Source organism: Knoellia remsis, assembly GCF_003002895.1.
Classification (GTDB): Bacteria; Actinomycetota; Actinomycetes; order Actinomycetales; family Dermatophilaceae; genus Knoellia; species Knoellia remsis.
Window position 1 is genome coordinate 26340 of record NZ_PVTI01000016.1, and the last position, 22031, is coordinate 48370.

The following is a 22031-nucleotide window of genomic DNA, read 5'->3' on the forward strand; positions in this document are numbered from 1 at the left end:
TCCCGCGTTCATCGTCAGGCCGGCGCGGCGTCGAGCAGGTCCTCGGCGCTGCCCGCCGGTCCCGTCGAGTCGACGATGACGCCGTCGCGGAGGAAGACGACGCGGTCGGCCCACGCCGCGTGGCGCGCCTCGTGGGTCACGAGCAGCCCGGCGACGCCGTCGTCGCAGCGTTCGCGCAGGACCCGCAGCACCTCCTCGCCGGTGTGCGTGTCGAGGGCGCCGGTCGGCTCGTCGGCGAGGACGAGGCGGCGTGTGCCGACGAGTGCGCGGGCGATCGCGACACGTTGCTGCTGGCCGCCGGACATCTGGTCGGGGAAGCGGTCGGCGAGCTCGCGCAGGTCCATGAGGTCGAGCGTCTGCCGGGCCAGCAGGCGAGCCTTGCGTGGGCGCTCGCCGTCGAGTTCCAGTGGGAGAGAGACGTTTTCGGCCGCTGTGAGGCTCGGGATGAGGTTGTAGTCCTGGAAGACGAACCCGACCCGTTGCCGCCGCAGCTGCGCGATGCCCTTGGGTGTCATCTTCGTGAGGTCCTCGCCCTCGATGACGACTCGACCGGACGTCGCCTTGTCGAGCCCGCCGGCGAGGTTGAGCAGTGTCGACTTGCCCGAGCCGCTCGGGCCCATGACGGCGACGAGCTCGCCGGGCATGACGTCGAGGCTCACCCCCGCGAGGGCGCGCACGGCGGTCTCGCCGCTGCCGTGGACGCGGGTGACGTCGTCGAGGATGAGGCTCGGGTACCTCATCGCCGCGCACCTCGCGTCGTGGTCGGTTCGGGTTCGTCGTCGTATGCCGTCCGCGCGCCGCCCGCGGCCCGCTCGCCGTCCGTGGTCGGCTGCGGTCGCGGGCGCAGCGCCTCGCGGTGCAGGCGGGTCTCGACGTGGTCGAGCCAGCGCACCTCGGCCTCGGCGGAGAAGATGAGGTTCTCGAGGACGAGCAGCCAGGCGAGGTCGTGGTCGGGCGCGCCGGGGTGGGAGGGCTCGGTCTCGTCCTCGCGCTGCCTGGCGACGACCTGCTGCTTGAGCCGGGTGAGGTCGTGCAGGTGCTTGAGGGTGGCGGTCCGCTGGGTCTGCGCGACGGCCCGGACGTCGACGCCGGGCACGGTCACGGCGAGGGCGAGCTTGATCGTCAGCTCGTCGCGGGGGGTGCTGTCGCGGTCGACCGGCGTCGTCCACCACGTCGCGTTCTCCGCGGCCCCGGCCTCGGTGAGGCGGTAGGAGATCCGGCCCTCGGCGTCGGCCTCGCCGGTCGCCTCGACGAAGCCGTCGCGCTCGAGCCGCGACAGCGTCGTGTAGACCTGCCCGACGTTGAGCGGCCACGTCCCCCCGGTGCGCTCCTCGAACTCCGCGCGCAGCTGGGCGCCGTACATCGGCCCCTCCGCGAGGAGGGCCATGAGCCCCTGCTTCACCGACATCGGGCGCCTCTCCTTCGTGACGTTCGACGCGGGAACCCCTGCGCTCCCGCGTACGGCGCCGAGCCGGCATACGCGGCGTCCCGGTCAGCCCCTGATCTGCCGAAATACCGGGTATGCCGTGCTCGACACGACCATGTATACCGAGTATCCGCGCCGCTGGCAAGGGTGCGGGTGACGCTGTTTCGCAGTATGCCGTCCGCTCAGGTCGTGAGCAGGATCTTGCCGAGGTGGGTGCTCGCCTCCATCTCGGCGTGCGCCGCGCTCGCGTCACCGAGCGCGTGTCGGGAGTGCACGACCGGGCGGACCCGGCCGTCGGCGAGCATCGGCCAGACGTGCTCGCGGACCGCAGCGACGATCGTCGCCTTCTCGGCGGCGGGGCGGGCGCGCAGCGTCGTCGCGATGACGGCGGCGCGCTTGCGCAGCAGGCGGGAGATGTCGAGCTCGGCCTTCGTGCCGCCCTGCATCCCGATGATGACGAGCCGACCCGAGGTGGCGAGGGTGTCGACGTTGCGGGCGAGGTACTTCGCGCCCATGTTGTCGAGGATGACGTCGGCGCCGTGGCCGTCGGTGGCCTCGCGGACGACGTCGACGAAGTCCTGCTCCTTGTAGTTGACGAGGATCTCTGCGCCGAGCTCGCGGCAGAAGTCGAGCTTCTCCTGCGAACCGGCGGTGACGGCCACTCGAGCGCCGACCTCGCGGGCGAGCTGGATCGCCATCGTGCCGATGCCGGAGGAACCACCGTGGACGAGCAGGGTCTCGCCGGGCTGGAGGTTCGCGGTGAGGAAGACGTTGGACCAGACGGTCGACACGACCTCGGGCAGGGCGGCCGCGTCGACGAGGTCGATGCCGTTCGGCACCGGCAGGACCTGGCCTGCCGGCACGACGACCTGCTCGGCGTAGCCGCCGCCGGTCAGGAGGGCGCACACCTGGTCCCCGACGACCCACTCGCTCACGTCCTCGCCGACGGCGTCGACCGTCCCGGACACCTCGAGGCCCGGGATCTCGGTCTCGCCGGGAGGCGGGTCGTAGAACCCCTGTCGCTGCAGGGTGTCCGCGCGGTTGACGCCCGCCGCGACGACCGTGATGCGGACCTGGCCGGGGCCCGGCTCCGGGGTGTCGACGTCGGAGAGGACGAGCGCCTCGGGCCCGCCGGGCGTGGGAATCGTGATCGCCTTCATGCGTCCAACGTACGACGCTTCGGGACAGCGCCTCAGACGGGCACAACGGTGACGAGCGCCTCGAGACCGCGGAAGTCCTTGGGGTTTCGCGTGACGAGGGAGGCCCCATGGGCGTGCGCGGTCGCTGCAATGAGCAGGTCCATCGTCCGTCCTCGAGGCGTGCGGCCGGCATCGACCACGGCCGCAGCCAGCCGTCCGTAGCTTGCCGCCACGGCGTCATCGATGGGGAGCGCGTCGAACTGGCGCTGGATCACGCTCAGTCGTCGAAGCCGCTCCGCCCGCACCTCCGGCTTCTTCGCGACGAGCACGCCGAAGTGCAGCTCGGAGAGGGTGGCCGTACTGATCGCCAGCACGCCAGGGATCGGCGTGGCGCCCGGGTCGATGACCACACTCGTGTCGAGGACGGCTCGCTCGGCCTGCACCGGGCTCACTCGCCGCCCCACGGGTCGCGCAGTTCGTCATCGATCAGGTCACGGTCCTTCGCCCAGTCGGGGTCGGCCGGTCCGTCGAACAGCTCGGTCAGGTCATCCCAGCGACGCCACTGCGCCGGCTTGGCCGGGACGAGTCGTGCACTGGGTCGCCCGGATACGGTGATGACGATCTCCTCGCCCTGTTCGACGCGCCGGACGAGATCGGAGGCGTCCTGTCGCAGCTCTCGCAGGCCAACGGAGATGTTCATGCAGCCATACTACGGCGGATGTGACACAAGTGCTACCCCATGCCGGTGTCGGTGAGGTCGGCGGGGGTGGTGACGTCGTGGACCGGGAAGGGTGCGCGCACCTCGACGTGGGTCAGGGTGAGCAGCTCGCGGGCCGCGGCTCCCGTGGGTACGTCCGGGAGCGCTGCGCGCAGCGCTCTGGTTCGGTATGCCGCGAGCACCGGATTCGGTTGTCCCGCAGCGTCGCTCAGCACGGCAGCATCGACGGTCGGGTCGGCGTCGAGAGCGCCGACGAGCAGGGGCAACACCTCGCCGGCACGAGGCGTGTCCCCCGGCGCGACGCACACGACGTCACCGTCGGCGACAGCGACCCCGGCCGCAATCCCCGCCAGCGGTCCCCCGCCGGCCGGCGTCTCCCGGACGAACCGCACCCGGTCGGCCACCTCGGACGGGACCGGCCGTTCGGGTCCGACGACGACGAGAGGCCAGGCGGACGGCATACCGGCAAGGCAGTGCTCGAGCACCGATCGGCCGTCCGGCAGCAACGCCGCGAGCTTGTCCGACCCGAACCGGCGCGCGGTACCCCCGGCGAGCACGACGACGGTGACCGATGACGACACCGGACCATTGTGGCCCGGCGCGGCACGGCATACGTTGACCTGATCCCCTGACGACAAAGGAGTCGACATGGCAACACCCCGCCACGCGCTGGAGCGCCGCACCGTCCTCAAGGGCGCGGCCGCCGCAGCCGGCACCGCCGCCCTCGCCGGACCGTTCACGGGCCTCGTCGCCGGTCCCGCCGGAGCAGCCCCGGTCGGAGCGCTCGGCAGCCCGGCCTTCCGCGGCCTCCGGCCGGTCCCGGACCTGCGCGACGGCAAGGTGCGGCTGCACCTGCCCGAGGGCTTCCAGTACCGCTCGTTCCACGACACCGAGCAGCCGGTCGTCCTCGACGACGGCACGAAGCTGCCCGGCCGGCACGACGGCATGGGCGCATTCGACGGCCCCGGCAGCACCGTCACCCTCATCCGCAACCACGAGGTCAACAGCCCGGGTGCGGCGTTCGGGCCGGCCGGCGACCACGTCTACGACCCCATGGCCCGCGGCGGCTGCACGCACATCGACGTCAGCGAGACCGGCGAGGTCGCGGCGTCGTGGACGGCGATCAGCGGCACGATGATGAACTGCTCCGGCGGCCAGATGCCGTGGGGCGCGTGGGTGACGTGCGAGGAGACCGTCAACGGCCCCGACGTCGGACCCGACTTCACCGGGACCTCGAACGTGCCGCTGACCAAGCCGCACGGCTACATCTTCGAGGTGCCGATCACCGGTCGCGCGGATGCCGAACCCGTCACTCGCGCAGGGCGATTCGCGCACGAGGCGGTGTCGTTCGACCCGCGTGAGGGGCGGCTCTACCTCACCGAGGACAACTTCGCGTTCGCGAGCGGGTTCTACCGCTACACGCCGAAGACGAACCCGATGGAGACCGGCCGGCTCGACAACGAGGGCACGCTGCAGATGCTCGCGGTCAAGGGCCGGCCCAACGCCCACCTCGAGGCGAGCCAGCCCAAGGGAGCGGTGTACTCCGTCGAGTGGGTCGACATCGACGACCCGGACCCGACGTGGGGCTACACGCCCGGGCAGACGGCGCCGACGAGCAACGACACTGCGATCGTCTACGTCGGCGACCAGGGCCGGGCGCAGGGTGCGGCGAGCTTCAGCCGGCTCGAGGGGCAGATCTACGACAACGGAGTCGTGTACTTCACCTCGACCCAGGGCGGCGGCGACGTCTACACGTCACCGGACTCCTCCGGCGGTTGGGGCAACGGCTTCGGCCAGGTGTGGGCCTACGACACCCGCTCCGAGAAGCTGCGCCTCGTCTACGAGTCTCCGGGGAAGCAGACGTTCGACTTCCCCGACAACATCACGGTGAGCGAGCGCGGCACCCTCGTCGTCTGCGAGGACAGCAACGAGGACAACTACGTGCGCGGCCTCAACCGGGGCGGCCAGCTGTGGGACATCGCCCTCAACCGGGCGTACTCCGCCGCCGGTCGGCCGCGGTTCGACGACGAGTTCGCGGGGTCGACGTTCAGCCCGTCGGGGCGGACGCTGTTCGTCAACATCCAGGCGAGTGCGGGTGTGTCGTTCGCGATCTGGGGTCGGTGGGAGCGCATCGGCGTGTAGCCCGGCGTCTCGATCCCCGCCCGGCTCCGCCCGGCACGGCCCGTTCCGCAGACGTTCACGTCGGGCTTGCCGGGCGGTTGCCGGCGCCGACCTAGCGTCGTCGGCATGCCTTCGACCCCGTCGTCCGTGTCCCGTCGCGCCCTGATCGGGGGCGCCGCCGCGTCGACCCTCGCCACCGCGTCGGTCGCCTCCGCCTCGTCCGCGTATGCCGGGTCGTCCCGGTCCGTGCGGTCGTCACGGTCCTCGCGGTCCTCCCGCCCGCGGGGGAACGTCATCCTCCTCGCGCTGGACGGGTTCGACCGCGAGTACCTCGACGGCCGGGTCGCCTTGCCGCACCTCGAGTCGCTGCTGCGGCGTGGCTCGCTGTCCCGCAGCACCGGCGTCATGACCTCGATCACGAACCCGTCGTGGACGTCGGTGGCCTGCGGCACCTACCCCGACCGAACCAAGAACGCGGCCTACTGGTTCGACACCGCGGCCGGTGTGGCACGCGGCCAGTCGCGCGACAGCGCCGTCGAGGGGATCGGGCAGTCGCTGCGCCGGCAGGGCCGGACGATCGGGTCGTCGCAGTGGTTCATCCTCCAGGGCAAGGGCGTCGACTACGGCGACCCGCAGGGGCTCTACACCCAGCCGGGAGGGCGGATCGACGCCCGCGTCGACGACGCCATCGCGATGCTCACCGGACAACCGGTCGACAGTGGCGGCACGATCATGACGCTGCCGGAGCCGCCGGACTTCCTTGCGGTCTACTCCAGCGACGTCGACGGCGACGGCCACTCGTGGGGTCCGAGCGACCCGCGTCTGCTCGACACGCTGCGTGAGACGGACGCCGCCATCGGCAGGCTCATCACCGCGGTCAAGGACGCCGACCTCTGGGGTCGGACCACGTGGCTCGTCACCGCCGACCACGGCATGAGCAACTGGCGGATCCCGTTGGGGAGCACGGCGATCGAGCGCCTCGCGGCTGCCGGCTTCCGGGCCGAGTACGTCGGGAGTGGTGGTCGTGTGAGCAGCCCGGACACGGACGTCGTCTTCGTCGGTGGAGGAAGCATCGCGTCGGTGCACCTGCTCGGGGAGCTCGCGGGCTCCGCGTCGGCGACGGCCCGGGTGGCGGAGGTGTTCGCGGGCATCGAGGGGGTGAGCGGCGTCTTCACCAAGGACGACCAACGGGCGATGCGGATGGCGCCGCAGTACGGCGAGCTCGTCGTCGAGACCCGTGAGCCGTACGCGCTCTTCGTCACCGTCCCCGCCGAGGCGTTCGACGGGCGGCACGGGGGTCGGGCCGAACTCGACATCCCGCTCATCCTCTCGGGCCACCGGGTCCGACCCGGCGTCGCGCCACGCTCCCCGCGACACGTCGACCTCGCCGCGACGATCAGCCACCTCCTCGGCGTCGCCCCGCCGGCCGCCAGCGAGGGCCGAGTCCTGCGCGAGGCCCTCCTCCCCGACTGATTGCGCACAGTTCGCACAGAGGCATGCGAACTGTGCGCAATAAGTCGCCCTTCCACCCCCGACTTGTTGCTGGTTTCGTTCGCTGGTGGGTGAACGGATTCGGCAATCAGTGCGACTTGTTGCTGGTTCCGTTCGGGTGGGGGGAACGGAATCGGCACTCAGTGGCGGACGGCAGACGAGAGGCGGTCGGACGGCATACGAGACGATCCGGCGCCCGCAAAAAATCCTGAGGCGCGCGGACCCCACAGGTCCGCGCGACCGGCGTAACGTCCCGAGACGGTGCCGGCACCGGAGTCGGCCGTGACGAACTCGAGGAGGCCCGCACGCCATGTCGACGACCGACGTCGAAGTCGAGAACAAGCCCGTCCGAAGTCTCATCCCCGCCCGCATGCACGACATGCCGTGGACGAAGTTCCACTGGATGGTGATCTTCGGGCTCGGGACGGCGTGGATCCTCGACGGTCTCGAGGTGCAGATCGTCGCCGCCGGCGGCTTCGAGAAGGCGCTCGGGATGAGCACCGCCGAGGTCGGTCTCGCGGGGTCGGTCTATCTCATCGGCGAGGTCGTCGGAGCGCTGTGGTTCGGGCGGCTCACCGACACTCTCGGTCGCAAGAAGCTCTTCACGCTGACCCTCGCGCTGTACCTGATCGCGTCCGGGCTGGCGGCGTTCAGCCCGAACATGTGGGTCTTCCTCGCGCTGCGTTTCGTCGCCGGTATGGGCATCGGTGGTGAGTACTCCGCGGTGAACTCGGCCGTCGACGAGCTCATCCCCGGCCGGTTCCGCGGCCGCGTCGACCTCGCGATCAACGGCACCTACTGGTTCGGTGCCGGTCTCGGCGCCTTCGCGAGCCTCTTCTTCCTCGACCCGGACCGGTTCGGCGACAACGTCGGCTGGCGGCTCGCCTTCCTCCTCGGGCCGGTTCTCGGCCTGGCGATCATCTACCTGCGCCGGCACATCCCGGAGAGCCCGCGCTGGATGGTGACGCACGGGCGGGGCGAGGAGGCCGAGCGCATCGTCGCCGGCATCGAGGACGAGGTCCGCGCCGCCGGCAAGGCGCTGCCGAAGCTCGACGAGAAGCGCGACGGCATGTGGATCAAGCCGCGCGAGGGTCTCACGCCCCGCCAGCTCGCGTACGTCTTCTTCCAGATGTACCCGACGCGGACGGTTCTCGGCGCGACCCTGATGATCACGCAGAGCTTCCTCTACAACGCGATCTTCTTCACGTACTCCCTTGTCCTGCAGAACTTCTACGGAGAGACGCCGGCCAGCGCGGCTGTGTACTTCTTCCCGTTCGCGGTCGGCAACCTCCTCGGCCCGCTGCTGCTCGGGCCGTTCTTCGACACCATCGGCCGGCGCAAGATGATCGGCGGCTGCTACGCGTTCGCGGCCATCGTCCTCGCCGTGTCGGCGTTCCTCTTCAACGCCGGGTCGCTGTCCGCGGCGACGCACACCGCGTTCTGGTGCGTGGCCTTCTTCTTCGCCTCGGCCGGTGCGTCCGCCGGCTACCTCACCGTCTCGGAGATCTTCCCGCTCGAGGCGCGTGGTCAGGCCATCTCGTACTTCTTCGCCACCGCGCAGGTCTTCGGGGCCATCGGCCCGGTCTTCTACGGCTGGCTCATCGGTGACGGCCAGACCCGCGGGCCGATGTTCTGGGGCTACCTCATCGCCGCGGGGATCATGCTCATCGGCGCGCTGTCGCGGCGGTCTGGGGCGTCGATGCCGAGAACAAGTCGCTCGAGGAGATCGCGCCCCCGCTGTCGAGCTACGACGAGGACGGCAACGAGACCGTCAAGCTCCCGGTGTGAAGGAGGGCGTGATGAGTGACCAGACCCAGCAGAGCGACCGGACCGAGCAGGTCCAGCAGGCCGAGGCCGCAGACCATGACCCGCGTCCCTACACGGTCGTCGTCGGGGTGAGCGCGACGTCGAAGTCCCCGACGGCCCTCGTCTGGGGTGCGGCCCAGGCCGCCCAGAACAACGGGCGGCTCGTCGCGGTCCGGTCCTGGCGCCCGTCGACGCCGCCCGCGACGACCTCCGGCGGGGTCGGGACGAGAGTCACCGACAAGCCCAGCACGGAGCGGTCCGAGCAGGCCGCACTCGAGGCCGACGTCGCCGCCGTCCTCGGTGACGACCACGGCGCCGAGATCCGCGCGGTGCGCGGTGGCAAGCGCAAGGTGCTCCTCGCCGCCGCGGAGGACGCCGACCTGCTCGTCGTCGACGCACCTCGAACCTTCACGGGGACACCGCTGTTCGCGCAGCGCATCGTGTATGCCGCGTCGTGCCCTGTCGTCGTCATGCCGCCTCGCGTCTCGCAGGAACCGCCGACCGTGATCGAGCGGGCGGGGCGCGCGGTCGGTCGCGCGGCGGTGCGTTCAGCGGGGCTGGCCGGGCGTCCCGGCTACCGCCCCCCGATGGCCCGGGACTGAGGTCGGTCGAGGGCCGGGCTGCGTAGGCGAGCGGCCAGGTCAGCGACCGCCGGTCGGACGTGAGCGCCCGATCTGACCGCGCAGCCGCGTGGACAGGTCCCGAGCCGCGCGTTCAACCGCGGCGACGAGCCGGGCCTCCTCGGCGTCGTCGACCTGTTCGACGCGGAACGTCACCGCGACGGACGCGACCGGATGCTCGCTGTGGTCGAGGACGGCCACGGCCACGGACCGAAGTCCGCTGGTCACGAGACCGTCCTCCACGGCATACCCACGACCGCGCACGGACTGGAGGAGGCTGCGCAGCTGCGTCGTCGTCGACGGACCGAGCCCGTCGCGCTGCACGAGAGCGTCCGCGTGCGGGAAGAGCGCGCGCACCTGCCCGGCGGGCAGCGCCGCGAGCATCGCCTGGCCCGTCGCGGTGAGGGTCGCGGGCAGCCGGACGCCGACGTCGGAGACGAGGACCGGGCCCTGGGGTGCGCGTTGCTCGATGACGTAGAGGACGTCGCGGCCGTGCAGCACGGCGAGATGCGCGTTGTGCCCGGTCGTGTCGACGAGGCGGTCGAGGGTGCTGCGGGCGATGCGCTGCAGCGGCGCCTGACGCTGGTAGGCCGATCCCAGCTCGTATGCCGCGACGCCCAGTCCGTAGCGGCGCTCACCCTCGAGGTGGGTGACGTAGCCGCGGTCGCGGAGGACGGCGAGCAGGTGGTACGTGCTCGAGCGGGGGAGGCCGAGTTCGCGGGCGATGCTCGCAGCGGGCAGGGGCTCGCCGTGGCGGGCGAGCAGCTCGAGCACGTCGAGGGCGTGAGCGGCGGCGGGGACGGAGGACATGACGGTCGGCCCCTCAGTCCTCGGCGACGAGGCGCCGGAGGATGCGGGTCAGCGCGGCCCGATCGCGGTCGCTGAGCCCGGCGAAGTAGGCCTCCTGGTCGGCCCGGCGCTCGCGGTCGAGGTCGGTGAGGAGGGAGCGGCCCTGCGCGGTGAGCCGGACGCGAGTGGCGCGGCGGTCCTCGGGGTCGGGCTCGCGCGTCACGAGCTCGCGCGACTCGAGGGAGTCGACGACGTCGGTCACCGAGCGCGGCGCGATGCGCAGGTGCTGGGCGACGACACCGAGGCGGGTCGGCTCGTGGGTGCCGATGACGCGCAGGGCCCGGGACTCGTGCGGGGTGATTCCCCACGGCTCGAGCATCGCGGCGGAACGACGCCGCAGGGTTCGTGCGACCTCCATGACGAGCTCCCCCGGCGCAGCCTCGGGTCCGGCCGTGCCCCGACCGTCCGGACCCAGCGACTTATTGCGCACAGTTCGCCTGCTCGCTGGCGCTCGCACGCGAACTGTGCGCAATAAGTCGCACGACGGGGGCGCGGTGAGGTGGGGCTGGACGGTGCGCGGACGGCATACGGCGCATCGGCGGGCAGGTGGGCACACGGGAACTCGTCGGCGGGGAGGTGGGCACCTGGGAATGCTAGCGCGAAGTGGTGCGTTGGGCTCATTGTGAGGCAACCTCACCAATGGCCCGCACATGCACTACAGAAGGGAGAGCCCATGACTGCGACAGTACCTGACGCTCCCCGGGACCCCCAGTCCCGCCTGCCCGGTGGTCGAGGCATCGGTGCCGGTCGCGGCGGCGGGGGTCCGATGCAGATCGACCCGGCCGACCGCGCCCAGCTCGACATCGCGCCCGTGCCCCTGCGGCGGGTGACGGCGCTCTTCCGCGGCTTCGGCCGCCAGATCGGCGTCGTCACCGCGATCATCGCTGCGACGTCCGTCATCTCCATGGCCCAGCCGTTCCTCGTGCGCGAGGTCGTCGACGTCGCCATCCCGCAGCAGGACGTGCGCCTGCTCCTCCTTGCCGGCGGCGCGATGGTCGCCGTCGCCGCCGCGACCCAGGTGCTCGGCGTGATCCAGACCTGGATGTCGACCGGGGTCGGCCAGCGGGTCATGCACCGGCTGCGCACCGACCTTTTCACGCACCTGCAGCGCCAGTCGCTCGGCTTCTTCACCCGCACCCGCGCGGGCGAGGTCCAGTCGCGACTGACGAACGACATCAACGCGATGCAGGGCGTCGTCACGACGACCGCGACGTCGATCGCGTCGAACCTCACGACCGCCGTCGCCACCGCCGTCGCGATGGTCGCCCTGTCGTGGCGGCTCTCGCTGCTCTCGCTCCTCGTCATCCCGCCGGCCGTGTGGCTGACCCGACGCGTCGCGCTCATCCGCCGCGAGGTCACCGCCCGTCAGCAGTCCCGCCGCGCCGACCTCAACGTCCAGATCGAGGAGGGCCTGTCCGTCTCCGGCGTGCGCCTCTCCAAGACCCTCGGCGCCGGTCGCCGGCACGCCGAACGGTTCGCCGCCACGTCGAGCGACCTCGTCGACCTCGAGCTGCGCTCACAGCTCGCCGGTCGCTGGCGGATGGCCACGATGCAGGTCGTCTTCGCGGCCATCCCCGCGCTCATCTACCTCATCGCCGGGCTGCCGGCGACGTCCGGCGGAATGACGATCGGGACGCTCATCGCCTTCACCGGGCTGCAGGCGTCGATCTTCCGCCCGCTCATGGGGCTGCTCAACGTCGGTGCCCAGTGGGTGTCCTCGATGGCCCTGTTCTCAAGGGTTTTCGAGTACCTCGACCTCATCCCCGACGTCGCCGCACCGGCCGCGCCGGTCGCCCTCGACCCCGCGCGGGTGCGCGGCGAGGTGCGCTTCGAGGACGTGACGTTCGCGTATGCCGGTGAGTCGGCTCCCGCTGTCGCCGCCGTGTCCGCGGTGGTCCCGGCCGGTGGCTCGCTCGCGCTCGTCGGGCACACCGGGTCGGGCAAGTCGACGCTCGCCTCACTCGTCGCGCGCCTCCACGACCCCACGTCGGGGCGGGTGCTCATCGACGGTGTCGACGTGCGTGACCTCGACCCCGAGGCGCTCGCGCAGGTCGTCGGGGTCGTGTCGCAGGAGACCTACCTCGTGCACGCGTCGATCCGCGAGAACCTCCTCCTCGCCGCGCCAGACGCCGCGGAGGTCGACCTGTGGCGAGCCCTCGCGGCGGCGCAGGTCGCCGACCTCGTGGCCTCCCTCCCCGACGGGCTCGACACCGTCGTGGGGGCGCGCGGTCACCGGTTCTCCGGCGGTGAGCAGCAGCGTCTCGCGATCGCCCGGACGATCCTGCGCGACCCGCGGGTGCTCGTGCTCGACGAGGCCACGAGCGCTCTCGACAACGACACCGAGCGGGCCGTGCAGCACGCCCTCGACGAGCTCGTGAAGGGTCGCACGACGATCACCATCGCGCACCGGCTCTCGACCGTGCGGGACGCCGACGAGATCGCCGTCCTCGACCACGGCCGGATCGTCGAGCGGGGTACGCACGACGAGCTCGTCGGCCTGGGTGGCACCTACGCCGCCCTCGCCGGAGCCGGCCCGGCACGCGAGCCCGAAGGCGAGCGCGGGTCCCACGGTCCGCGTGGGCCGGCATACGACGCCGTCGCCTGACGCCCCGCGTCCCGAAGTCACCCAATTGGACGCTTGGGGACGCGCTGGCTGTCCCGACGTCACCCAATTGGACGCTCGGGGACGCGCTGGCTGTCCCGAAGTCACCCAATTGGACGCGTCGGGACGCGCGGTCAGTGGGCGGGGGAGAGCTCGCGGTCGTCGTCCGGGGTCGTCGCCGGCTCACCATCGTCGGGCTCAGTCTCGTCGTCGGTGTCGTATGCCGTGTCCTCCTCGCGCGGCGACGTCTCGTCGCGCTCCAGGCGGGCACGCAGCTTCGTGCCCTCGACGTCGAGGTCCGGCAGGATGCGGTCGAGCCAGCGCGGGATCCACCACGCGCGGTCGCCGAGCAGGTGCAGCACGGCCGGCGTCAACGTCATCCGGACGAGGAACGCGTCGACGGCGACACCGACCGCGAGGCCGAGACCCATCGGCCGGATCATCGACAGGTGGGCGAAGACGAAGCCCGCGAAGACCGCGATCATGATGAGCGCCGCGGCGACGACGACCCGGTAGCCCTGCCGGAAGCCGGTGCGGATCGCGTCGCGGCTGGACTGGCCGTGGGCGCGCGCCTCGTGCATGCCGGAGACGAGGAACATCTGGTAGTCCATCGCCAGCCCGAAGAGGACGCCGATGAGCAGCGTCGGCATGAACGGCATGATCGGCCCGGGACGACTCACCTGGAGCAGGTCGCCGAGGAAGCCCCATTGGTAGACCGCGACGACCGATCCGAAGCCCGCGGCGACCGAGAGCAGGAAACCGGCGGTCGCGACGAGCGGCACGAGGACCGAGCGGAACACCGCCATGAGCAGGAGCAGGGAGAGTCCGACGACGAGCGCGACATAGAGCGGCAGGGCGTCGGCGAGGCGCTGCGAGATCTCGATGTTCGCAACGGTTTGGCCGGTGATGCCGAGCTCGACGCCCTCGGGCATCCGGTCGGCGAGGGCGTTCATCGTCGAGACGAGCTCGACCGTCGACTCGCTCGTCGGACCCTCGCTCGGAACGACCTGGAAGGCAAGGGTGTCGCGGTCCTCGCTCACCCCGAACGGGACGACGCGCTCGACGCCGACGAGGTTGTAGAGGTCGCGGCCGACCTCGGCCTGCTTCTGCGGGACCTCGGCCGCGGTGAGCGGCTCGTCGAAGGAGGCGACGGCGACGATGGGACCGTTGGCGCCGGGGCCGAAGTCCTTCTCGATCGTGACGTATGAATGGAACGCGCTCGAGTCCTTCGGCTCGCTGCTGCCGTCGGGCAGGCCGAGGCGGAGCGAGAAGGCGGGGATCGCGAGCAGCGCGATGGCGACGACGGTCGCGGCGATGGCGCGCCACGGGTGGTTCGTCACGAGGACGGCCCAGCGTCCCGAGCCACGGCGCGAGCCGGTCGGGGTGGGGTCGTCGTCAGTGGTCGCGGTGGCCTGCGCGGCCTCGTGCTTGCGCCAGGTGCGCTTCGAGATGACCCGCCGGCCCATGAGGCGCAGGACGGCCGGCGCCACGGTGAGCGCGACGAGAACCGTCATGGCGACGGTCCCTGCGGCGACGAGACCCATCTGCGCGAGGATCGGCAGGCCCGAGACGGTGAGCGCGGACAGAGCGATGATGACCGTCGTACCGGCGACGACGACCGCGTTGCCGGCCGTGCCGGTGGCGAGCCCGATCGAGTGGTGCAGCTCCATCCCGTCGAGCAGCTGCTGGCGGTGCCGGTTCACGATGAACAGTGCGTAGTCGATGCCGACCGCGAGGCCGAGCATGAGCGCGAGGGCCGGCGTCATCGAGTTCATGTCGAAGAACGCCGTGGCGGTCATGGCCGCGAGGAGGCCGGCGCCGACGCCGACGAGCGCGACGAGGAGCGGCAGGCCCGCGGCGATGAGGCTGCCGAGCATGACGAGCAGGACCACGGCGGCGATGCCGAGGCCGATGACCTCGCCGATGCCGACGATGCTGCGGGTCTGGAGGATGTCGGCGTTGTAGTCGACGCGCAGGCCGGAGTCCTCGAGCTGGGTGCCGATCGCGGGCACCTCGGCGCGCACCTCGGGGGAGAGCTGGGCGATCGCGTCGTCGTACTGGATCTGCAGCATGACGGTGCTGCCGTCCTCGCTGACGAACCGCAGGCCCTCGCTCATCCCGAGGAGGCTCTGACCCTGGCTGACCTGCTTGCGCGCGTCGGCGATCTTCGCGTCGCCGTCGTCGAGCTGGGCCTTGATCTCGGCGTTGCCCTTCTCGCGGGCGGGGATCTCGACGCGCAGCTCGCGGGCGCGCTGGCTGTCACCGTCGCCGGCCTTCTCGAGGGCGGCGAGCTCCTTGCGGGCGGCGGCGAGGTCCTTCTGGCCCTGGTCGTAGAGCCAATGGCCTTGCTGCAGCTTGTAGCTCTGCTCCTCGAGCTGCTTGCGCCCGTCGGCGAGCTTGCCCCGTGAGTCGTCGAGCTCGGCCTGCGTCTCGAAGGGGTTCATCACCGAGGTGACCCGCGGCGCCTTCTCCCAGTCGGCGAGGGTGCGCTCGATGGCGGCGCGCTGGGCGGGGGTGATGGGGCCGTTCTCGTTCTCGATGGTGATCGTGCCGATGCCGCCGGCGGAGGCGGGGATCTCCTCGCCGAGGTCGTCGATGACCTTCTGGAACTGGGCGCCCGGGATGCTGATCGCCGAGCTGGGCGGTGAGGAGAAGGCGGCCATCGCGCCCCCGAGACCGACGAGGACGACGAGCCAGGTGACGAGGGTGAGCCAAGCGTGCTTGGCGGTGAACCGGCCGAGCCGGTAGAGGAACGTGGCCATGGTCAGGACTCCCGGGTGGTGTCAGCGTGCGAGGGGGTGACGTCCTGGGCGACGCTGCCCGGGTCGGTGTCGCCGGGCGCGATGAACGCCGTGGCGAGGTGCATGAAGGCCTGCCGAAGCAGGTCGAGGTGGAGCTGGCGGGTGCGGTCGTCGACGACGCCCCCCGACTGCTCGACCCACGCCATCGTGGCGACGTGGCCGACCGTGAGGACGGTCTGCGCGACGACCTGGGCGGCGAGCGGGTCGGCGTCGGGGCCGAGCCGGTCCTCGAGGGCGCGGATGACCTGCTCCGCCTCGCAGGACTGCGCCTCCATGACGAACTGGCGCGCGGCCGGTGAGGTGTTCGACTGTCCGAAGACGACGACGGCCTTCTCGAGGACCGCGGCGTCGAACGGCTCGGTGAGCACGGCGAGCAGGGACTCCTGCAGGCTCTCGTCGGCGGGGCGCTCGAGGAATCGGTCGACGAGGCCGGCGATGGTCTCGCGCATCCGCTCCTGGAGGACGAGCTCGACGCGCGGGAAGTAGTTGTAGAACGTGCGCCGCGACACCCCGGCCCGGTCTGCGACGGCATCGGCGGTCACCGACTCGAACCCCTGCTCCGCGACGAGGTCCCACGCCGCCTGCTCCAGCAGCTTCGTCGTGCGCTCGCGGTTGCGGGCGCGCAGGCCGTCGCTCGGGGCCTCGGCGGGGGGCGCTGTCTCGCTCATGTCTACAACTGTAGAACTACTTTGCACAGTTGTGCAAACTTGCCCCTCCGTGCAGAGATTCCCCACTGATGGCCGAATCCCGGCGGGTCAGGTGAACGGAACCGGCAATCAGTGGGGGGTCAGGTGAGGCGGTAGCGGCGCTCGGGGCGGCCGGTGCTGCCGTAGCGCAGCGACACCTCCGCGGTTCCGGTCTTCGTGAAGTACTCGAGATAGCGCCGCGCACTCACCCGCGACACCCCGACCGCCTCGGCCGCCTCGGTCGCGGACAGGTCGCCGTCCGCCTCCCGCAGCGCCGCCTCGACGAGCCGCGCCGTCTCCGGGCTGAGCCCCTTCGGCATCGCGCCCTCGCCGGTGCCCGGACGGCGCCCGCCGGCGCGGGCGAACAGCCGGTCCACGGTGGCCTGGTCCTCGGGGCTGGATGACTCGAGCAGGGTCCGGTGTGCGGCATACCCTTCGAGCCGGTCGCGCAGGTCCTCGCGCGAGAACGGCTTGAGGAGGTAGTCGGTGACGCCCTGTCGCACTGCGCCGCGCACCGCGTCGGCCTCCTTGGCGGCGGAGATGACGATGATGTCGGAGCGGGAGCCGCGTCGGCGCAGCTCGGTGACGAGGTCGAGCCCGAACGCGTCCGGGAGGTAGAGGTCGAGCAGGGTCAGGTCGGGGTCGAGTTCGTCGGCCAGCGCGAGAGCGTCCGCGCCGGAGTGGGCGACGCCCACGACCTCGAAGCCCTCGACCTGCTCGACGAACGCCCGGTGCACCCGTGCCACCATGAAGTCGTCGTCGACGATGAGCACCCGGATCACGTCGGAACCTCCTCTGCCGCAAGGGCGCTCACGCCGAGACGCGCAGTGAAGACCGCCCCGCGCGGGCTCGACGTCACCGTGACCTCGCCGCCGTGCTGCTCGCAGAGCAACCGGGTGAGGGCGAGCCCGATGCCGCGTTCGCCGTCGTGCGTCGGCTTCGTCGAGAAGCCGCGGTCGAAGACCGTCGCGACGATCGCGTCGGGGACGCCGGGTCCGGAGTCGGCGACCGTGACCTCGACGCTCGACCGGTCCTGGGTGAGCGTCACCTCGACCCACGGGTCGCCGTCCGTATGCCGTCCGCCGTCCGTATGCCGTCCGCCGGCGGTTCCGTCGGCCACGGCACCTTCCGGCCACTCACCGACCGTGCCACCGGCGGCCGCGTCGATCGCGTTGTCGACGAGGTTGCCGAGGACGGTGGCCACGTCCGCGGAGTCCTCGGGACGCAGCCGTCGCAGCGTCGTCGTGTCGCTGATCCGCAGGTCGACGCGACGCTCGGCCGCGAGGCTCGCCTTGGCCATGAGCAGCGCCGCGACGGCGGGGTCCTCGACGCGGCTGTTGACGCTGAGGTCCAGCGACGTGCGCCGTTCGCTCACGGCGTCGACGTAGCGGACAACCTCGTCGAACTCACCGATCTCGATGAGGCCGCTGATCGTGTGCAGCTGGTTGGCGAACTCGTGTCCCTGCGCCCGGAGCAGCTGGGTCGTCGAGCGGAAGGTGCCGAGCTCGCGTTCGAGGTCGGCCAGTGCGGTCCGGTCCCGCAGGGTCGTCACGGTGCCGAGGAGGCGGCCGTCGCGCTCGATGCGCATCCGGTTCATGACGAGCACCCGCCCGCGGCGCACGACGACCTCGTCACGCGAGCCGTCGTCACCCGACCCGGCGAGCACCTCGAGGAGGCGGCCGCGGACGCGCAGGTCCGCGAGCGTCATACCGACCGCGTGCTCGGGCAGGTCGAGCAGGTCGCGCGCGACGTCGTTGACGAGGGTGACCCGGCCCTGCGGGTCGAGGGCGACGACGCCCTCGGCAATGCCGTGCAGCAGGGCCTCGCGATGCTCGGCGAGCCCGGCGATCTCCGCTGGCTCCAGCCCGAGGGTCTGGCGCTTGATCCGCCGGGAGAGCAGCCACGACCCGAGCAGGCCGATGGCGAGGGCGGCGCCGAGGTAGGTGAGGAGGAACGACGAGGCGCCGCGCAACCGCTCAAGGACCGAGGGCATCTCCTCGCTGATCATCACCGTGCCGAGGTGCCGGCCGACGTCGCCGCGCTCGGCGTCGCTGCTCAGGACGGGGACCTGGCTGACGAGGTGCTGCGACCCGCTGAACGAGAGGGTCCCTGACCAGCTGGCGCCGTCGGCGACGGCCTGTCGCGGCAACGGGATTCGCGTCCGCTCCAGGGACGGGTCGGTGGAGACGCGGATCTGCTCGTCCGCGTCCGCGAAGGTCACCGACGACACGTTGGACTGCACGCTCACGGACTGGGCGAGGGTCGCGAGGGCGGTGCGCTCCTCGGGCACGTCGAGGTTCGCGCGCACGAGCGGGTTGCCGGCCAGCTGCTCGGCCAGCGCGTCGACCCGGCGCCCCTCGACCCGGCTGAACGTCGCCGCCGACTGGGCCACCGACAGCGCCCCGACGAGGACGAGCACGACGAGGATGATGGCCACCTGCAGCACGAGCAGCTGACCCGCGAGGGTCGCGCGGCGCGCTCTGGTGACCATAAAGAACTCAACCTTCACTGCGGCCAGAAGGGGGACAGGGCGAGGGGAGCGGGCAACCATCGTCTCGAACCACTCGCGGGACAGTGTCCCCTCTCGCTCGAAAGGTCTCAATGATGCGATCACGTCCGACCCGCCTGTTCGGCGCCGCCCTCGCCGCCGCCGCACTCGCCCTCAGCGCCTGCGGCGCCACCTCGGACCAGGGCTCCGGCTCGGGCTCGGGCGGCGACAGCAGCGCCTCCGCCAAGCCGGCCACCGGCCTGCAGCTCATGGTGCCCAACGCCCCCGGCAGCGGCTACGACACGACCGCCCGCACGGCAGCCAAGGTCCTCGAGGACGAGAAGATCACCAGCCAGATCCAGGTCTTCAACCTCGCCGGCGCCGGCGGCACCGTCGGCCTCCAGCGGGTCGTCAACGAGAAGGGCAACGGCAAGCTCGCGATGCAGATGGGGCTGGGAGTCTCGGGTGCGGCATACACCCAGAAGTCCAAGGCCAAGCTCAGCGAGACCACCCCCATCGCCAAGCTCATCGAGGAGGCGGGCGCGATCGTCGTGCCCAAGGACTCGCCCTACAAGGACATCAACGCCCTCGTCACGGCGTGGAAGGCCGACCCGAAGAAGTTCGCCGTCGGTGGCGGCTCCTCGCCCGGCGGCCCCGACCACCTGCTCCCGATGCAGCTGGCCAAGACGGTCGGCATCGACCCCAAGCAGGTCAACTACGTGACCTACGACGGCGGTGGAGAGCTGCTGCCGGCCCTCCTCGGCAACAAGATCGCCTTCGGTGCCAGCGGCTTCGGCGAGTTCCTCGACCAGGTCGAGGCCGGTGAGGTTCGCGTCCTCGCCGTCACGAGCGAGGAGCCGATCGACGCCCTCAAGGAGGTCCCGACCCTGAAGTCGCAGAACATCGACCTCGTCTTCACGAACTGGCGCGGCATCGTCGCCCCTCCCGGCATCTCCGACGAGGACAAGCAGGTCTGGATCGACGCGCTCACCAAGATGAACGAGTCGCAGGCGTGGAAGGACGAGCTGGCCAAGCGCGGCTGGACCGATGCCTTCCAGGCCGGTGACGAGTTCGGTGCCTTCCTCAAGGAGCAGGACCAGGCGGTCGCCGACATCCTCACCCAGCTCGGGCTGGCCTGAGGCTCATGAGCGACGCGACCACCCGGTCGCCGCAGCGGGTCAGGGACCGCGCACAGCTCGGACTGTGCGCGGCCCTGGCCGGCCTCGGCGTCCTGATCCTCGTCGACGCCAGCCGGATCGGGCAGGCGACGTCGAGCAACGACCCCCTGGGGCCACGCGCCGTCCCCCTCTTCCTCGGCGTGGCCCTGCTCCTCGTGTCGGGGCTCTACCTCCTCGACGTCCTCCGTGGCGGTCGCGGCGAGGAGGAGGAAGGTGAGGACGTCGACCTCGACTCCCGCGCCGACTGGCGCACGCTCGGGCTGCTCGCGTTCTTCTTCCTCCTCAACGCGGTGACGATCGACCGGCTCGGCTGGGTCATCAGCGGCTCGATCCTGTTCTGGGGCAGCGCTTTCGCGCTCGGGAACCGTCACCACATCCGCGGCCTCGTCATCGGCGTCGCGCTCGCCCTCGTCACCTTCTACGGGTTCGCCATCGGGCTCGGGGTCAACCTGCCCGCGGGCATCCTCCAGGGGATCCTCTGATGGACAACCTCAACGCACTCATCGGCGGGTTCGGCGACGTCCTCACGCCGCTCAACCTGCTGCTCGCGCTCCTCGGTGTCATCATCGGCACCGCGGTCGGCGTCCTGCCCGGCATCGGTCCGGCCATGACGGTCGCGCTGCTCCTGCCCATCACCTACGGGCTCGAGCCGACGCAGGGCCTCATCCTCTTCGCCGGCATCTTCTACGGCGGCATGTACGGCGGGTCGACGACGTCGATCCTGCTCAACACCCCGGGTGAGTCGGCGTCGGTCATCACCGCCCTTGAGGGCAACAAGATGGCCAAGGCCGGCCGAGCGGCCCAGGCGCTCGCGACCGCGGCCATCGGCTCGTTCGTCGCCGGCTCGATCGGCACCGTGCTGCTCGTCTTCCTCATGCCGCAGGTCGTCGAGTATGCCGTCCGGCTCGGTTCTCCGGAGTACCTCGCGATCATCGCGGTCGCCTTCGTCGGCGTGACCGCGGTCTTGGGGTCCTCCCGGATCCGGGGCGTCGCGGCCCTGCTCATCGGTCTGACCTTCGGCCTCGTCGGCCTCGACAAGACCACCGGCCAGCAGCGCATGACCTTCAACATCCCGGAGCTCAACGACGGCATCGACGTCGTCGTCGTCGCGGTCGGCATCTTCGCGCTCGGCGAGGCGCTCTGGGTCGCCGCCCACCTGCGTCGCAAGGCCGCCGAGGTCATCCCCGTCGGCCAGCCGTGGATGAGCCGGCAGGACTGGAAGCGGTCGTGGAAGCCGTGGCTGCGCGGCACCGCCTTCGGCTTCCCCTTCGGGGCGATCCCTGCCGGCGGCGCCGAGATCCCGACGGTGCTCTCCTACACCGCCGAGCGCAAGCTCTCGAAGCACCCGGAGGAGTTCGGCAAGGGCGCGATCGAGGGCGTCGCCGGACCCGAGGCCGCGAACAACGCGTCGGCCGCCGGCACCCTCGTGCCGATGCTCGCGCTCGGCCTCCCGACGAACGCGACGGCCGCGATCATGCTCGCCGCCATCGAGGGCTGGGGCATCCAGCCCGGGCCGACGCTGCTGTCGCGCGAACCCGCGATGGTGTGGGCGCTCATCGCCAGCCTCTTCATCGGCAACACCCTGCTGCTCGTCCTCAACCTGCCGCTCGCGCCGACCTGGGCGAAGCTGCTGCGGATCCCGCGGCCGTACCTGTATGCCGGCATCCTCTTCTTCGCGTCGATGGGTGCGTATGCCGCCAACGGCCAGCCGTTCGACCTCTACCTGCTGCTGTTGCTGGGCATCATCGGCTTCGCCATGAGGCGGTTCGGCCTGCCGGTGCTGCCGATGATCATCGGTGTCATCCTCGGCCCGCTCGCCGAACTGCACCTGCGCCGTTCGCTCCAGGTCAGCGGCGGGGAGTGGTCGGGTCTGCTCAGCAGCCCCTTCACGTGGATCTGCTACGCCATCGTCGTGGTCGTCCTGCTGTGGCCGCTCATCGCCTCGGTCATCCGTCGTGCCCGCGGTGGTGACGACGGCGACGCCGGTCGTGGTGGTGCCGGCCCGGATGGCTCTGACGATGACGCCCGCGACCCGCTCGTCAGTGCGACCACCCACTTCGGCCGTGGCGGCAACCCGCCCGACTCAACTGGCGGATTCTGATGGGA

General features: G+C 71.3%; 20 protein-coding genes. 8 read left to right on the top strand and 12 right to left on the bottom strand.

Going from position 1 to position 22031, the window contains the following annotated elements; translation table 11 throughout:
- Positions 1 to 14: 14 nt before the first annotated feature.
- From BCF74_RS10460 to mobA, 6 genes are all read right to left on the bottom strand, one after another.
- Positions 15 to 740, bottom strand: a complete 726-nt coding sequence (locus BCF74_RS10460; protein WP_106297905.1) for an ABC transporter ATP-binding protein — start codon at positions 738 to 740, stop codon at positions 15 to 17.
- Positions 737 to 1408 (bottom strand): PadR family transcriptional regulator, encoded by a 672-nt coding sequence (locus tag BCF74_RS10465; RefSeq protein WP_106297906.1) that lies wholly within the window; start codon positions 1406 to 1408, stop codon positions 737 to 739. The genes BCF74_RS10460 and BCF74_RS10465 overlap by 4 nt, the downstream gene beginning before the upstream one ends.
- A 200-nt stretch (positions 1409 to 1608) precedes the next feature.
- On the bottom strand, positions 1609 to 2586 hold the full coding sequence (locus BCF74_RS10470) for an NAD(P)H-quinone oxidoreductase (protein ID WP_106297907.1): 978 nt from the start codon (positions 2584 to 2586) through the stop codon (positions 1609 to 1611).
- Between the two features lie 32 nt (positions 2587 to 2618).
- Positions 2619 to 3017, bottom strand: coding sequence for a type II toxin-antitoxin system VapC family toxin (locus BCF74_RS10475; protein WP_177426651.1), 399 nt, complete (start codon positions 3015 to 3017; stop codon positions 2619 to 2621).
- The gene (locus BCF74_RS10480; protein WP_106297908.1) at positions 3014 to 3265 is read right to left on the bottom strand and encodes a type II toxin-antitoxin system Phd/YefM family antitoxin; all 252 of its coding nucleotides are present in this window, start codon (positions 3263 to 3265) and stop codon (positions 3014 to 3016) included. Before BCF74_RS10480 ends, BCF74_RS10475 begins: the two co-directional genes overlap by 4 nt.
- 32 nt (positions 3266 to 3297) lie before the next feature.
- On the bottom strand, positions 3298 to 3864 hold the full coding sequence (gene mobA / locus BCF74_RS10485) for a molybdenum cofactor guanylyltransferase (RefSeq protein ID WP_170070215.1): 567 nt from the start codon (positions 3862 to 3864) through the stop codon (positions 3298 to 3300).
- Positions 3865 to 3931: 67 nt separating this feature from the next.
- Here mobA and BCF74_RS10490 point away from each other — a divergent pair, with 67 nt between their 5' ends.
- From BCF74_RS10490 to BCF74_RS10505, 4 genes are all read left to right on the top strand, one after another.
- Entirely contained in the window at positions 3932 to 5425 is a 1494-nt protein-coding gene (locus tag BCF74_RS10490) for a PhoX family protein (RefSeq protein ID WP_106297910.1), read from the top strand.
- A 105-nt stretch (positions 5426 to 5530) separates the two neighbouring features.
- Positions 5531 to 6877, top strand: coding sequence for an alkaline phosphatase family protein (locus BCF74_RS10495; RefSeq protein WP_106297911.1), 1347 nt, complete (start codon positions 5531 to 5533; stop codon positions 6875 to 6877).
- A gap of 328 nt (positions 6878 to 7205) precedes the next feature.
- Positions 7206 to 8702: an MFS transporter gene (locus BCF74_RS10500; protein ID WP_342747568.1), complete on the top strand. Its 1497-nt coding sequence runs from the start codon at positions 7206 to 7208 to the stop codon at positions 8700 to 8702.
- Positions 8695 to 9303 carry a universal stress protein gene (locus BCF74_RS10505; RefSeq protein ID WP_146132929.1) on the top strand — a complete coding sequence of 203 codons (609 nt, stop codon included), beginning with the start codon at positions 8695 to 8697 and terminating at the stop codon, positions 9301 to 9303. The genes BCF74_RS10500 and BCF74_RS10505 overlap by 8 nt, the downstream gene beginning before the upstream one ends.
- A 39-nt stretch (positions 9304 to 9342) precedes the next feature.
- Here BCF74_RS10505 and BCF74_RS10510 read toward each other — a convergent pair whose 3' ends face one another.
- A complete protein-coding gene (locus tag BCF74_RS10510) occupies positions 9343 to 10131 on the bottom strand; it encodes an IclR family transcriptional regulator (RefSeq protein ID WP_106297913.1) in 789 nt (262 codons plus the stop codon).
- A gap of 13 nt (positions 10132 to 10144) precedes the next feature.
- On the bottom strand, positions 10145 to 10528 hold the full coding sequence (locus BCF74_RS10515; protein WP_106297914.1) for a MarR family winged helix-turn-helix transcriptional regulator: 384 nt from the start codon (positions 10526 to 10528) through the stop codon (positions 10145 to 10147).
- A gap of 315 nt (positions 10529 to 10843) precedes the next feature.
- Here BCF74_RS10515 and BCF74_RS10520 point away from each other — a divergent pair, with 315 nt between their 5' ends.
- Positions 10844 to 12775, top strand: a complete 1932-nt coding sequence (locus BCF74_RS10520) for an ABC transporter ATP-binding protein (protein ID WP_106297915.1) — start codon at positions 10844 to 10846, stop codon at positions 12773 to 12775.
- Between the two features lie 131 nt (positions 12776 to 12906).
- Here the strand turns inward: BCF74_RS10520 and BCF74_RS10525 are convergent, their stop codons facing one another.
- From BCF74_RS10525 to BCF74_RS10540, 4 genes are all read right to left on the bottom strand, one after another.
- Positions 12907 to 15534 (bottom strand): MMPL family transporter, encoded by a 2628-nt coding sequence (locus BCF74_RS10525; RefSeq protein ID WP_106297916.1) that lies wholly within the window; start codon positions 15532 to 15534, stop codon positions 12907 to 12909.
- Positions 15535 to 15536: 2 nt separating this feature from the next.
- Positions 15537 to 16241: a TetR/AcrR family transcriptional regulator gene (locus BCF74_RS10530; RefSeq protein ID WP_106297917.1), complete on the bottom strand. Its 705-nt coding sequence runs from the start codon at positions 16239 to 16241 to the stop codon at positions 15537 to 15539.
- A gap of 119 nt (positions 16242 to 16360) precedes the next feature.
- Positions 16361 to 17041, bottom strand: coding sequence for a response regulator (locus BCF74_RS10535; RefSeq protein ID WP_106297918.1), 681 nt, complete (start codon positions 17039 to 17041; stop codon positions 16361 to 16363).
- Positions 17038 to 18750: a sensor histidine kinase gene (locus BCF74_RS10540; RefSeq protein WP_106297919.1), complete on the bottom strand. Its 1713-nt coding sequence runs from the start codon at positions 18748 to 18750 to the stop codon at positions 17038 to 17040. Before BCF74_RS10540 ends, BCF74_RS10535 begins: the two co-directional genes overlap by 4 nt.
- Before the next feature lie 113 nt (positions 18751 to 18863).
- Between BCF74_RS10540 and BCF74_RS10545 the strand changes: the two genes are divergently transcribed.
- Genes BCF74_RS10545 through BCF74_RS10555 form a run of 3 tightly spaced genes read left to right on the top strand, consistent with a single transcriptional unit; the run spans position 18864 to position 22026 of the window.
- Positions 18864 to 19886, top strand: coding sequence for a Bug family tripartite tricarboxylate transporter substrate binding protein (locus BCF74_RS10545; protein WP_425432818.1), 1023 nt, complete (start codon positions 18864 to 18866; stop codon positions 19884 to 19886).
- Positions 19887 to 19891: 5 nt separating this feature from the next.
- Positions 19892 to 20407, top strand: coding sequence for a tripartite tricarboxylate transporter TctB family protein (locus BCF74_RS10550; RefSeq protein WP_106297921.1), 516 nt, complete (start codon positions 19892 to 19894; stop codon positions 20405 to 20407).
- On the top strand, positions 20407 to 22026 hold the full coding sequence (locus BCF74_RS10555; protein WP_106297922.1) for a tripartite tricarboxylate transporter permease: 1620 nt from the start codon (positions 20407 to 20409) through the stop codon (positions 22024 to 22026). Before BCF74_RS10550 ends, BCF74_RS10555 begins: the two co-directional genes overlap by 1 nt.
- The last annotated feature ends 5 nt before the right edge of the window (positions 22027 to 22031 follow it).